Consider the following 13,125-nt stretch of genomic DNA (forward strand, 5'->3'; position numbering starts at 1 on the left):
TTGGCGTGTTCCGCCGTGCTGGTAGGGGCGCATTATAGGGAGGCCGGTTACGATGACAAGGGATTTTTTGAAGAAAGTCACGGAAACTTCAAATTATCCAGTTAGAAACAACTTACCCAGTGTATATATACAATGTTATCCACAAGCTGATGATTTCAGCCCTCTTTTATTGGCATTTATCAGGATCTTCCTGGCTGAAGGAATGCCATACTGAAGCGGATAATTTGCCTCAAGTGGTCCATGGTAGCGTCTGGTCGTAAAGCTGGTTACCATGAAGGTGAATAGAGTGTTGCACCTTTTTTGCTTTCATTTACAAAAGGTCTTTAAAGATGAATTTATCCAAGTTTCCCGTTTATGTGCAGGCAGCAGTTCTTGCTCTGGTATTGGCGCTGCTCGGCTATCTGGTTGCCCAGGCCCTGCAGTTCTCTCTGAAAGTCGAAGTCATTTTTGCCGCCGGTCTGGCCATTGGCGGTTTCGTGGTACCGCTCTTCCTTAACCGTGCGCCTGCCACCGCCCTCGAACAGGCGACCAGCCAGGAGACCTGTACCTTATATGTAGGCAACCTGCCCTATCGCGCCAACGAGATTGCGGTGCGCGAACTCTTTGCCGAGCAAGGTCAGGTACTGTCAGTTCGTCTGATGAAGGACAAGGCCACCGGCAAACGCAGGGGCTTCGGGTTTGTGGAGATGCCTGTCGCCGATGCGGCCAAGGCCATCGCCGCGCTCAATGACAAGGAGTATCAGCAGCGCACCCTGAAAGTGCGTGAAGCAAATGACAAGCGGGACCGGGATGAGAAGGACGTCAACGACGTCGACGCCTGATATTCAGTACACCACTTCTTCGAGTGACGACAGCCCCCAAGCTTGCAAGGGGGCTGTCAGTTTCTGGGCCCCAGCATCCAGTCGCGTGCAGTAGGCACGTCCCGTCCCCTCGCCAGGCGCCTGGACCGGCAGTGTCGCCAGCAGATGCGCCACCCGCCTTGCCACGGCAAGACCCGAATCGACCAGTTGGCATTCCGGCATCAGCTGTTTGATCTCTTCGTTGAGCAAGGGGAAGTGGGTACATCCCAGTACCAGGGTATCCGGCCTCTCCTCCCCTTCCATCCAGTCTGCGAGCACCTCTCTGAGCAGGGCCATATTGACCGGCAACCCCGCCAGCTTGCGCTCGGCTTCGATAACCAGTTCGGTGGCCCCCTTCAGCAGCACATGCTTGCCCGGGGCGAACTGGGCAATGAGTTCATGGGTATAGTCACGGCTGACGGTGCCGGGCGTTGCCAGCAGACCGATGTAGCCGTTACGGGTCAGGGCGGCGGCAGGCTTGATCGCGGGGACCACGCCGACCACGGGAATGCTGAGTGCGGTACGCAGGGATGGCAGGGCAATGGTGCTGGCGGTATTGCAGGCGATCACCACCAGATCGATGGCGTGCTCGGCCACCATGTGGCTGACCAGTCCGGTACAAGCCTCGATGAGGGCCGCCTCACTCAGCTCGCCATAGGGAAAGTGGGCATTGTCGAAACTGTAGAAATAGTTGTGCTCCGGCAGAGCGCGACGGATCTCCCCATAGACGGTCAGACCGCCCATACCGGAGTCGAACACGAGAATATTGGCCACCTGAGCTCCCCCTTGAATGCGAGGCCGCGATCATACTCCCGCCCGGCGCCAATAGAAAAGGCCCTGCCAATGGCAGGGCCCCTGATTTTTCAGATCCAGACAAGGGGATCAGAGTGCGTAGTCCACCGTCACATAGTAGGCACGCTCGTCAGCCGGGTAACCCACCGAGGTCTGGTATTCCTTGTCCAGCAGGTTGCTGATCTTGCCGGAGACCTTCCAGGACGGTGCAACCTGATAGCCCACCGCCAGGTTCCACACGCTGTAACCGCCCAGCTGGGTGGTATTGGCCGCGTCACCATAACGCTCACCCTGGTAGATCCAGCTCAGGGAGCCATCGAACTGCTGCCACTGCGCCTGGCTCACCCACTTGGCCCCCTTGCGGGAGATCAGCTGCAACTGCTTGTCGGTGACCTTGTCCTTGGGATCCTTGTATTCGGCGGAAACGCGATGGCTCAGCCAGCCGGTCTCGAACTCCCCTTCCAGCTCAACCCCTTCAATCCGCGCCTTGCCGACGTTTTGCGGCGTCCACATGCCCTGGCTGTCCGGTGCCCACTGGATCATCTGCTCGAAGTCGTTGCGATAACCGGTCAAGCGCCACTCCACACCAGCGGTCTGTCCGTCCAGCATCAACTCGTGGCTTTTCGACTCTTCCGGCTTCAGATCCGGATTGCCGGACCCCGGGTAGTAGAGATCGTTGAAGGAGGGGGCACGGAAACCGGTGCCGTAACGGGCACTGAGGCGATAATCCTCAACGAAGCGCCAGCCAGCGCCGGTTTGCCAGGTGTTGTGACGTCCGAACTGCTCGTTGTCATCGCTGCGACCGCTCAGCTCGGCCTGCCAGACCTGGTTGTCAAACTGGGCCAGGGCATAGAGCCCGGTGTTGTCACGCTCATCGGCGTCACTCGGGAAGGCGACGCCAGAGGAGCGGGAACTATCGTCCAGCATGTCGCGCTGCCAGTCGGCGCCGCCCCCCAGGGTCCAGCTCTCGTCCAGTTTGACGCTGTTGACCCAGTTCAGGGTGTATTGACGGGTATAGAGTCGATCAGCGGACTGATCGCGGCCGCTGGTATCCGGGTAGTCGTAGGCATCCTGTTTGGAGAAGGCGCCGCGCAGTTCGCTCAGGTAGCGCTCGTCGTGATAGCGGGAGCCGAGCTGGTAGCTCTGGTTCTCGGTCCAGGTCTCGTTGCGTTGATGAAACGCCGGGCCCCAGGCGGAAGCGGCAGAGGATCTGTCGTACTGGGCAATGTTGCGGAACCAGCGGGTCGTACCGAACAGATCCCAGTTGCTGGCCAGCGCCTGCTGATAATCCACCATGGCGTTATAGCCCCGGTGTCCATGCTTGTCGCCATCGTTCACCCCGACGATGGGATGCACGTTGTAGCCGGTCTCGTCATCGAAACCACCAGCGACCTTGATCTGACCCGCATCACCCACCTGGCTGGCGCTGCTGAAGGCAGCCTGACGCTGCTTGTGGGAGCCCGCGCCCAGGTTGAACTTGTGCTGATTGGTCCCCTGGTCCGGGCGAGTGATGATGTTGATGACCCCACCGATGGCATCGGACCCATAAATAGTGGCGCGTGCACCGCGGATATATTCGATCCGCTCCACCTGGTTGAGGGGCAGGTTGTTGAGCTCGGTCATCCCGGCGGTCAGAGAGGCGCTGCGCACCCCGTCCACCAGCACCAGGGTCTGGGAAGAGGTGCCACCACGTACCCGCAGCGAGCTGAGCTGGCCGCGGCCGCCGTTGCTGACCACTTCCACGCCGGGCAGGGTCTTGACCACGTCGGTCACGGTCTGGGCTTGCAGGCGATCGATCTCGTCACGGGTCACCACGTTGACGGGAGCCAGCACACTGGAGGCAGGCTGGGCGACACGGGTAGCGGTCACCACCATGGTGGGATTGACGGGGATGGTCAGTTGTTGGGCAAAGGCCGCCGTTGGCAACAGGGCAGCCGCCAATAATGTCTTGGACATGAGAGATCCTTAAGTTCGCGTAAGCATCTACTTCGTGGCCGGTTTCTCTCGGCCCGAAATACGAACTTTGGCAGGTCTTCGGGCTTGGGGGCTGATGGCCTACGGCGACGGCTTCCCACCTGACGGCAGTGCCCTGATGTCGCTTCGTTCCCCCTTACCGCTGCGCGCCAGCTCCGGATTCTCACCGGATTCCCTTTTAAGCATGATGCGCCAAAGCGGGGGGATTATAGGCAGAGCTGTCTTGGATGTATAGCCATCTGGATTTCTAATGTCGTTTTTACCCAAAGTCGGTGCCAAGTGGCGCAGATCCTCGCCCCCTCTCGTACCTTGAGGCTCGTTGACCGTCATTCGAGCGGGTCAAACACAAGAAATGTTGAGCCAGATCCCACGGCTTTTTGGTAACATGCGGCAAACGTTTGACATCCGAGGAAGCCGTAATGACGACCCCCCCTATGATCGGCCTGGTAATGGGCTCCGACTCTGACTGGCCCGTGATGCAGGCCGCCGCCCGCATCCTCAAGGAGCACGGCGTGCCCTATGAAGCGCGCGTCGTATCCGCCCATCGCACCCCGGATCTCCTGTTTGAATATGCCGCCAGTGCGCGCGATCGTGGTCTGCGCGCCATCATCGCCGGCGCCGGCGGCGCAGCCCACCTGCCGGGCATGCTGGCCGCCAAGACCACGATCCCGGTGCTGGGCGTGCCCATCCCCACCCGCCAGCTCAAGGGGATGGATTCCCTGCTCTCCATCGTGCAGATGCCCAAGGGCGTGCCGGTCGCCACCTTCGCCATCGGCGAGGCGGGTGCCGCCAATGCCGGTCTGTTCGCCGTGTCCCTGCTCTCTGTCGCCCAGGATGGCGACGCTCCCCGTTATCACCAGCAGCTCGACGGCTTCCGCGCCAAGGAGCGCGACCGGGTGCTGGCGCTCACCCTGGAGGAGCCGGCATGATACTGCCCCCCGCCACTTTGGGTATGCTCGGTGGCGGCCAGCTCGGCCGCTACTTCGTGATGTCTGCCCACCGTCTCGGCTACAAGGTGATCGTGCTGGACCCGGACCCCGTCAGCATCGCCGGTGCAGCCGCCGACGAGCAGATCGTTGCCGCCTATGACGATGCCGATGCCCTGCGCGATCTGGCCAGCCGCTGCGATGCCATCACCTGCGAGTTCGAAAACGTGCCCGCCGCCTCCCTGGCCCTACTGGAGCAGTACAAGCCGGTGCGCCCGGCCGCGAGTGCAGTACGTGTCTGTCAGGATCGCCGGGAAGAGAAAGCCTTCCTGACCCGCGCTGGCGTACCGGTTGCCCCGAACCTGACCCTGCTGCCCGGCGAGCCGCTGCCCGCCCTGCCCGGCGACCTCTTCCCCGCCATCCTCAAGACCGCCCGCGAGGGCTACGATGGCAAGGGGCAGTGGACTATCCACAATGCGGGCGAATTGCCAGCGGCCCTGGCCGCCAGCGGTGTCCCTTGCGTGCTGGAAAAACGCCTGCCACTGGAGGGGGAGTTTGCCCTCACCCTGGCCCGCAGTCCGAGCGGTGCCATCAGTGCCCTGCCCCTGGTGCAGAACTGGCACAGCGGCGGCATCCTGGATCAGACCCGCTCCCCGGCCAATGTGCCCGCCCTGGAGCGCGAGGCCCAGCGCATCGCCGAGCACATCATCGCCGCCCTCGACTATGTGGGCGTGCTGACGGTGGAGTTCTTCCTGGTCGGCGGTGAGCTGCTGGTCAACGAGATGGCCCCCCGGCCCCACAATTCGGGCCACCCCAGCATCGACAACGCCGGTTGCAGCCAGTTCGAGTTGCAGGTGCGCGCCCTGTGCGATCTGCCGCTGCCGGTACAGGCTGAGGTTCAGCCCGCCATCCTGCTCAATCTGCTCGGGGATCTGTGGCAAGACGGCACGCCGGACTGGGCCGGCGCTCTGGCCCTGCCCGGGGTCCACCTTCACCTCTATGGCAAGGGTGAGGCCCGCCCCGGCCGCAAGATGGGCCACGTCACCGTCACTGGCCGCGACTGGCCGGCGGTCGAGGCCACCGCGCACCAGCTGCGCGCCCTGCTGGGTCTGCCCCCACGCTGAGTCCACCCCTTGACATGCAAAGACCCGGGCCAAGGCCCGGGTCTTTTTTTATGACTTGAGAAGCGAGAGGGATCAAGCCCTGTCGACAGCCGCAACAGGAGCCGGCAGGCGGATGGGGAGGGAGAGCACCAGGGCCACCACCAGCAACACCAGAATGAGGTTGAAGGTCGCCATGAAGCCGCCGAACAGGGAGGCCACGATGGAGCCGATGATGCTGCCCAGACCAAAGCCCAGGTAGATGACGCCGTAGTTCTTGGTCAGGTTGTTGAGGCCGAAGAAGTCGCTCACCAGCGAGGGGTAGACGGTGATGGTACCGCCGAAGCTGAACGCCACACAGGCCACCGCCACGAAGAAGAGGTTGGCATTGAGCGGCACGAACAGCAGCAGCGCCATGCCCGCCAGGGTAATCAACTGGGCGATGGTGATGACCCGGATACGGGACATCTTGTCGGAGAGGATGCCCAGCACCAGCCGGCCACCCAGGTTGGCCATGGCGATGATGGCGACGGCGTTGGCGGCGACCACGGCCGGCAGGCCCACCATCTTCTCGCCGATGTCCTTGGCCACGCCGATGACGTAGAGACCGCTCATGCAGGCGGTGAGGAACATCAGCGCCAGCATCCAGTATTGGGGCTTGCGCATCGCCTCGGCCAGGGTGAAATCGCGGCTCTCGCTCTGCTGCACGGCGGCGGCCTGCTTGGGTGCATCCTTCATCAGCATGCCACCCACCAGCACCATGGACATGGCGATCAGCCCCCACAGCTGGAAGGTGGTCTCAAGGCCGTTGCTGGAAAGCAGCAGCAGGTTGATGTACTTGAAGCCCAGGCTGCCGAGGCCATAAGCACCGATGGAGCAGGCGGAGATGAGCCCCTTGCGCTCCGGGAACCACTTCACGCAGTTGGAGAGGGTCATCAGGTAGCCGGTACCGTCGGCAAAACCGACCAGGATGCCGGCGCAGAGGTAGAGCATCGCCAGGTTGCTGGCATGAGCGGTGAGGAAGAAGCCGATGCCGAGCAGCACGCCGGCGCCCAGGGTGACGTTGCGCACCCCGAAGCGCTCCTGCAGCTTGCCCGCCAGGGAGGAGGCCACCGCCAGGGAGAGGCTGAGCAGGCCGAAAGCGAAGGCGACCTGGCTGACCGGCTCGTCCAGCTTGTCGGAGAGCTGGGCGTTGAACAGGCTCCAGGTGTACACGGATCCCAGTGCGAACTGGGTGATGATGGTCCCCAACAGGGTGAGGTAGCGGGTGCGATTCAGCTCTCTGGTCATGATGCGTCTCGAGGAATGGCCTTAAGGAAACTGGGGCCACTATAGGCAAGACGCCGCTCCCGCCGACCGATTACGGCATGAAATGCAGATCGGCGGGAATGAATGACAATCAGAGCCGCATCAGCTGACGGAATGCCTTGATGTTGCTGCGACTGACCGGCACCTCGAACGGCAGGTCATGGAGCCGAATGAGATAGGTGCTGTTGAACCAGGGCACTATCTCGCGGATCTTGTTGATGTTGACGCAGTAGGAGCGGTGGCAGCGGAAGAACCCCTCGGCAGGCAACCGACTGACGAACTCGCTGAGGGTCATGGTCATCACGTAGCGATCGGTACGGGTGTAGACATGGGTCAGCTTCTCGTCCGCTTCCGCGTAGTAGATCTGCTCGCAGGGGGTGACGATGATGCGCTCCCCCTTCACCAGATTGACGGTGCGGTTCTGTGGCGTCCCGGACTCCGCACCCTGGGGCTGGGACTTGCCCGCCAGTTCGAGCTTCTGCAGCAGATTGATGAGGCGCGGCTCGTTGTAGGGCTTGAGGATGTAGTCGAATGCCTCCAGCTCGAACGCCTCCACCGCAAACTCCTTGTAGGCGGTGACGAAGACGATGTGGGGCGGATGGCTGGACTTGTGCAGGTTCTTCGCCAGCAGCAGGCCGTCGATGGCGGGGATCTGGATATCCAGAAACACCACGTCCACCTCGTGATCCTGCAGATACTTGAACGCCTCCAGCCCGTCTTCGAAGCTCGCCACTATCTCGATGTTGCTGTGCTGCCCCACCAGAAAGGCCAGCTCCTCGCGGGCCAGATACTCATCTTCCACAATGATCGCTTTCAGCATGACATTGCCCCCATAAGGAGCACAGGAGAGGCCAGCTCCTCCCGTATCAAACATTCGTCTTCCACTATGATGGCTTTCAGCATGGCATTGCCTCCTGATCAGGCAGATAGAAACAGACTTCGGTCCCCGGCTCCAGCCGCTTGAGGTGCAGGCCGTCGCCATAGAGCAGCTTGACCCGCTGATGCACGTTCATCAGACCGATGCTGCGGCTCTCCACCCGACCGGCGGCGACCCCGTCGATCACCGCCTGGCTGATGCCGTAGCCGGTGTCGCGCACCGCGACCCGGATGCCGCCCGCCAGCTGCTTCACCTCAATGGTGACCCGACCCGGCGCACTGCGGGGCTGGATGCCGTGCAGGATGGCGTTTTCCACCAACGGCTGCAACAGCAGGCTCGGCACCTGGATATGCACGTCGTCCACCTCGAACACCACCTCCAGCTTGTCGCCGAAGCGGGCCTGCTCGATGGCCACGTAGTCGCGCACCTGCTGCAGCTCCTCCTGGATGTCGATGAGGGTGTCCCCCTTGTTGAGGTTGTAGCGCAGGTAGTCCGCGAGGTTCGCGATCAGCTGGCGTGCCTGCTGGGGACGGATGCGGATCAGCGACGAGATGGCATTGAGGGCGTTGAACAGGAAGTGGGGGTTGATCTTGCTCTGCAGCGCGGTGAACTCCGCCTTGCGGGTCATCTCCTTGAGCTGCTCGATGCGCGACACCTCCATCTGGGTGGAGATAAGCTGGGAGAGGCCCACCGCCATCTCCTTGAGGGAGCTGGTGATGCTGTGGGTGCGGCGGTAGTAGATCTTGAGGGTGCCGCTGACGGCGCCGTTTTCCCGCAGCGGAATAATGATGACCGAGTGAAAGTCGGCCAGATGGTACTGGCGCAGATCGTTGTTGATGATGATCTGGTCCAGCAGCACCGCCCGCTGGGTCATGTCGCTGATGGCGTGGTGCTCGTCCAGCTCGTAGTAATCCTTGCCCACCCCCACATAGGCCAGCACGTCACGGGTATCGGTGATGGCCACCGCATCGGCGCTGATCTCGCTGCGAATGATGCCGCACACCTGGCTAAGGGAGTGGCGATCGATGTTCTGGAAAAACGGCAACGTCTTGTTGGCAATGTCGAGCGCCAGCTTGGCCTGCTTGGCGGCAATCAGCTCCTTCTCGTCGTCCAGGTCCTGCACCAGCTTGATGATGAGCCCGATACAGAGCGCCCCGGCGATCATCGGGTAGGCAATATGACTGACAATCTCCACACCTACCGCATGGGGCTCGGTCAGTTGCCAGATAAGCAGCATGGTCAGCCCCTCGCAGGCCATCCCCGCCAGGATGCCATAGAGCCAGAGCCGCGACTTGCGACAGCGCAGGTGCAGCCAGGTGGCAAGCAGGCCGGCGATGATGCTGGCGATGAGACAGGGAATGGAGGTGTGGCCATCCATGTCGATGAGATAACGGTGCAGCCCCGAGATGACCCCGGCCGGAATGCCGACCCAGGGGCCGAACAGGATGCCGCCCGAGATGATGGCGATGATCCGCACGTTGATGAGGGCCCCCTCCACCGGAATGCCGGTGTAGGTGCTGAACACCGCGAACAGACAGAAGATGGCCGCCACCAGCACCAGCTCGGCCGGGGTGTGGTCACGCTTCTGGAACAATCGCTGAAACGGCCGGGTGCGGGTGAGAAGAAAGAGCGTCATCAGCATCAGCGCCGCCCGCTCAAACACCGCCAACAACATCATCTGATTTTCGAGCATGGCTCTCCTCCGTCAATGGCATGGCGCCAGGGGGCGGATCATACCCCTTATCTGCCGCCGACTCATGGGCGAATCCGGGGAGAGCGGTTCAGCTTTCGGGGAAAGCGCCGATAAGAGGAGGCCCTCGCCAAGGAGGGCCCAGTCCGACAAAGGAGATAACTATGTTTCAAAAAAGCATGGTGCTGGCAGTGATGATCGGTTGCAGCAGTGCCGCCGTTCACGCCAATACGCAGGTGAGCCAGCTGAACTGGCAGGCCACCGCCAGCAAAGAGACCAACATGGAAGTAGCGCTTACCCACCCAGGCCTCCAGGTCATCAATTCGGATCCGGCACAGGCTCCCGTCCAGATCCTGGCAGCAGACCTGAGCCACCCGAATTTCAACACCACCTATCGTTTGCAAGCCCGCGCACTCTACGGCTCCCTGCCACAGCAGGATGATCTCCGGATCACGCTGGCGCTCAACGGGCAACCCCTCGAAGCAAGCCGCGCCCTCCCCCTGGCGCAGGCGACCCGCTATTACCTCAGCTATCAGGCCCCGTCAGCCAGACCGGACCAGGTGGGCGAAGCCGCCTATGAGTTGATGGTGTACTGGCTGGGCTGACCACAGGAGCCGAAGGGATGTTCCCATGCCTTCATTCCTCCCCTTCCATCACCTGCAGTTGGGTCGCCGCCAGCCGAACCACCTCGTACTCTTGCTGCAAACGGGCCAGCGCCTCGGGCAGCCTGGCCTGATCGAGCTCCCAGGATTCTATTTCGCTGCAGGTCGCCACCAGTTTCAGAGTGCCCATGATCCTGGCGCCCCCTTTCAGGCGATGTATGCGGTCGATGAACTGGCCGACATGCCCCTCCTCCGCGGCCCGTTGCAATCCCGCGATATCGTCGTCACTGGCCCGCACGAACTCGGCCAGCAGAGGCACCATCAGGGTCGACTGGTGTGCGGTCAGCGGCCCCAGATACCGCCGGATCTCCTCCATGCAGACGACCATGTCACTCTGCTCTTCACGCTGCATGTGCCGACGCAGGCAATGATCGAGCGCCTCCAGTCCGACGGGCTTGAACAGACAGTCATCCATCCCTGCCGCCTGCCCTTCATTGATCTGCTCCTGCCGCGCATCGGCCGTCAGCCCGAGGATCACGGTGCGTCGCCAGCCGTGCAGCCGCTCCAGCTCACGGCACTGACGAGCCAGCTCGAATCCGTTCATGCCGGGCATGTTGAAGTCGGTCATGACGACATCCACCCTGGCTTCGACCAGCCGCCGCAGCGCCTCTTCTCCCGACTCGACGGCCGTGGCGTCATGACCCAGATAGGCCAGCTGCTGGCTGACCAGCAACCGGTTGGCTGGATGATCGTCCACGACCATGATCTTCAGTCGCCGCCCCGGCTCCACCACCGGATCCTGTGCAAGCGCAGCGGGCATCGCCACGGCATCGGCCACCGGCAGCTTCATCTCGACACTGACCCGGGTCCCCTGCCCGGGCGTACTCTCCAGTTTCAAGGAGCCGCCCATCGTCTCGCACAGGGAGCGGGAGATCATCAGACCCAGGCCTGTACCCGACTGCTGGATTTTCTCGGGTTGGCTGGCCTGGCTGAAGGGCTCGAACAGCCTGGCCTGCTCGGCCTGATCGATGCCGATACCGGTATCCAGAATGGTGAGCTGCACGGTACACCAGCCATCGCTGACCCGGGAGGCCAGCGTCACCGTGACCGACCCGCGATCGGTGTACTTGATGGCGTTGCTGATCAGGTTGGAGACGACCTGCTTGTAACAGAGGCCATCGACCTGCACCCAGGACGGATCGCCCGTGACGAGCTCCAGCCGCAGGTTTTTCTGCCTCGCCAGCGCAGTGAATACGGTGACGACCGACGCTGTCAGGGTCACGATGTCATGGGGTTCGGGGGCCAGTTCGAACCGGCCAGACTCGATCTTGGAAATATCCAGGATGTCGCCGATGAGGCTCAGCAGATCGCTGGCCGAGCCATGGGCAATGGCGAGGGAGGCCTGATCCTCCTCGTGCAGCCGACCCCGCTTGAGCGCCAATTCCAGCAAGCCGATGATGGCATTCATGGGGGTACGGATCTCGTGGCTCATGGTCGCGAGGAAGGTGCTCTTGGCACGGTTTGCCTCCTGGGCCTCCTGGCTGGCCACCGCCAGCTCATCGAGCAGGCGTACCCGTTCGCTGACGTCAATCCAGCCCCCCACCCCCCCCCTGCACATTGCCGTCCAGATCGTAGTAAGGCTGAACCCAGTGATAGACGTCGACCCCGCCCGTCGGCAGGCCCAGACGGTGATCCCCCTCCTGGGCGCGGCGGCTGTCACAGGAAAGCACCAGATCCCCGTGCAGGGGAGCAAGAAAAGGCCAGCGCGTGCGCGCGTCGTCCAGGCCCGTGCCGAGCAGACCGACCTTGGGCTCGCCAAGGAAGCTGGCATAGCTGCTGTTGCACAGCACCAGGATCCCGTTCAGATCCCGCGCATAGATGGGGTGAGGTGTCCCGTCCACCAGATCGGCGATGAACTTGAGCTGGGTGCTCAGCGCCCCCTCCACCAGCCGCCGCTCGCGGATCTGCTTGCGCAGGGACAGCCCCCACAGGCCAACCCAGAGGGTCAACAGCAGGATCAACGCGATAAAGACCCCGAACTCCTGAATCAACTCCTGCCAGGAGACACTCTCCTGTTTGACATTGACCCGCCAGCGGTTGGAGAGCCCTTCCAGCTCATCCGGCGGAATGATGGCAATCACCTTGTCCAGAATGTCCCGCAGTACGGGATGCGCGGGGGTGACCGCCAACGCGGCACCGATGGGGATGGAATCGAACAGCTCTCCCGTGATGATCAGGCTGTCGGGGAATTTGCTGTTCACGTAGTACTTGGCCACCCGCAGCGGCAGTATGGTCACATCGCACACATCCATCGCCACACAGCGCATGGCATCTTCAATCGTATCGAACTGCCGCGACGTCAGCTTGCCGTATTCCGCCTCGATGGCCTGGGTCGAGATAAAGCCTCTGACCATGGCCACGGTGCCGGTCTTGAGCAGCGATGCAGGGGGGACCTCCCGGTGGCGCAGCCCCACCACATAGGAGAGGGGATCGAGGACAAAGGCCCGGCTGAACAGATAGCGGTTCCTGCGCTCGGCAGAAGGGCTCAACACCCCCGCATCCACCTGGCCGCTATCCAGAAACTGGGTCATCTGCTCCGGCGTCTTGGCAGGCACCACCTCGAGCTCCACCCCCAGCTTGGCTCGCATGACCTGCAGCAGATCGGCGACCACGCCGTGCATGGTACCGGTGACGTCATAGAAACTGAGGGGCGGGATGCCGCTGTTCACCGCAATCCGGATCTTCTCCCGTTTGCTCAGCCATTCCCATTGCTCGCGGCTCAGGTCGATTCTGCTGGCACCGATGGAGAGGCCCCCCCATTCCAGCGCTTGGCCACTTCCGCCCGCTTGCCCTCGAGGATCTCCCCCAGCGCGATATCCATGATCCTCTTGAGTCGCCGCTCCTTGGGATTGAGGGCAAAGGCAAAACCGGCGGTATCGATATAGAGCGGCTTCAATAATTGAATGCTGCTCTGATAGGGAAGGTGCGAATAAGCGGGGAAATTCTTCTCGGCTGAC

Annotated in this window: 12 protein-coding genes and 1 riboswitch; of the genes, 4 read left to right on the top strand and 8 right to left on the bottom strand. The window is 62.1% G+C overall.

Annotation, left to right across the window (positions count from 1 at the left end):
• The first annotated feature begins 329 nt into the window (after window positions 1-329).
• Complete coding sequence (locus AACR77_RS01160; protein ID WP_029313407.1) at window positions 330-821, top strand: RNA recognition motif domain-containing protein; 492 nt, start codon at window positions 330-332, stop codon at window positions 819-821.
• Window positions 822-824: 3 nt separating this feature from the next.
• Here the strand turns inward: AACR77_RS01160 and murI are convergent, their stop codons facing one another.
• On the bottom strand, window positions 825-1,613 hold the full coding sequence (murI, locus tag AACR77_RS01165) for a glutamate racemase (protein ID WP_010672351.1): 789 nt from the start codon (window positions 1,611-1,613) through the stop codon (window positions 825-827).
• A 108-nt stretch (window positions 1,614-1,721) separates the two neighbouring features.
• Window positions 1,722-3,587 (bottom strand): TonB-dependent receptor domain-containing protein, encoded by a 1,866-nt coding sequence (locus tag AACR77_RS01170; protein ID WP_042879289.1) that lies wholly within the window; start codon window positions 3,585-3,587, stop codon window positions 1,722-1,724.
• A 52-nt stretch (window positions 3,588-3,639) separates the two neighbouring features.
• Window positions 3,640-3,817, bottom strand: a riboswitch (cobalamin riboswitch).
• A 207-nt stretch (window positions 3,818-4,024) separates the two neighbouring features.
• On the opposite strand from AACR77_RS01170, the gene purE reads away from it, so the two are divergent.
• Window positions 4,025-4,534 carry a 5-(carboxyamino)imidazole ribonucleotide mutase gene (gene purE / locus AACR77_RS01175; protein WP_029313402.1) on the top strand — a complete coding sequence of 170 codons (510 nt, stop codon included), beginning with the start codon at window positions 4,025-4,027 and terminating at the stop codon, window positions 4,532-4,534.
• Complete coding sequence (locus AACR77_RS01180) at window positions 4,531-5,655, top strand: 5-(carboxyamino)imidazole ribonucleotide synthase (RefSeq protein ID WP_042879291.1); 1,125 nt, start codon at window positions 4,531-4,533, stop codon at window positions 5,653-5,655. The genes purE and AACR77_RS01180 overlap by 4 nt, the downstream gene beginning before the upstream one ends.
• 72 nt (window positions 5,656-5,727) lie before the next feature.
• On the opposite strand, the gene AACR77_RS01185 is transcribed toward AACR77_RS01180, so the two are convergent.
• The 3 genes from AACR77_RS01185 to AACR77_RS01195 form a co-directional block, all read right to left on the bottom strand.
• Window positions 5,728-6,921, bottom strand: a complete 1,194-nt coding sequence (locus tag AACR77_RS01185) for an L-lactate MFS transporter (RefSeq protein ID WP_042879293.1) — start codon at window positions 6,919-6,921, stop codon at window positions 5,728-5,730.
• Between the two features lie 109 nt (window positions 6,922-7,030).
• Entirely contained in the window at window positions 7,031-7,759 is a 729-nt protein-coding gene (locus tag AACR77_RS01190; protein WP_039040685.1) for a LytR/AlgR family response regulator transcription factor, read from the bottom strand.
• A 76-nt stretch (window positions 7,760-7,835) separates the two neighbouring features.
• The gene (locus AACR77_RS01195) at window positions 7,836-9,509 is read right to left on the bottom strand and encodes a sensor histidine kinase (protein WP_042879295.1); all 1,674 of its coding nucleotides are present in this window, start codon (window positions 9,507-9,509) and stop codon (window positions 7,836-7,838) included.
• Window positions 9,510-9,670: 161 nt separating this feature from the next.
• Here AACR77_RS01195 and AACR77_RS01200 point away from each other — a divergent pair, with 161 nt between their 5' ends.
• Entirely contained in the window at window positions 9,671-10,111 is a 441-nt protein-coding gene (locus AACR77_RS01200) for a hypothetical protein (RefSeq protein WP_042879297.1), read from the top strand.
• A gap of 31 nt (window positions 10,112-10,142) precedes the next feature.
• Here the strand turns inward: AACR77_RS01200 and AACR77_RS01205 are convergent, their stop codons facing one another.
• The 3 genes from AACR77_RS01205 to AACR77_RS01215 form a co-directional block, all read right to left on the bottom strand.
• Window positions 10,143-11,711, bottom strand: coding sequence for an ATP-binding protein (locus AACR77_RS01205; protein WP_231563114.1), 1,569 nt, complete (start codon window positions 11,709-11,711; stop codon window positions 10,143-10,145).
• Window positions 11,695-12,837: a transporter substrate-binding domain-containing protein gene (locus AACR77_RS01210; RefSeq protein WP_231563115.1), complete on the bottom strand. Its 1,143-nt coding sequence runs from the start codon at window positions 12,835-12,837 to the stop codon at window positions 11,695-11,697. Before AACR77_RS01210 ends, AACR77_RS01205 begins: the two co-directional genes overlap by 17 nt.
• 50 nt (window positions 12,838-12,887) lie before the next feature.
• On the bottom strand, window positions 12,888-13,125 hold a 238-nt coding region (locus AACR77_RS01215; protein WP_231563116.1), incomplete at its 5' end, for a hypothetical protein.

This window comes from Aeromonas sp. ZOR0002 (assembly GCF_963866995.1).
In the GTDB taxonomy this organism is placed as follows: Bacteria; Pseudomonadota; Gammaproteobacteria; order Enterobacterales; family Aeromonadaceae; genus Aeromonas; species Aeromonas caviae.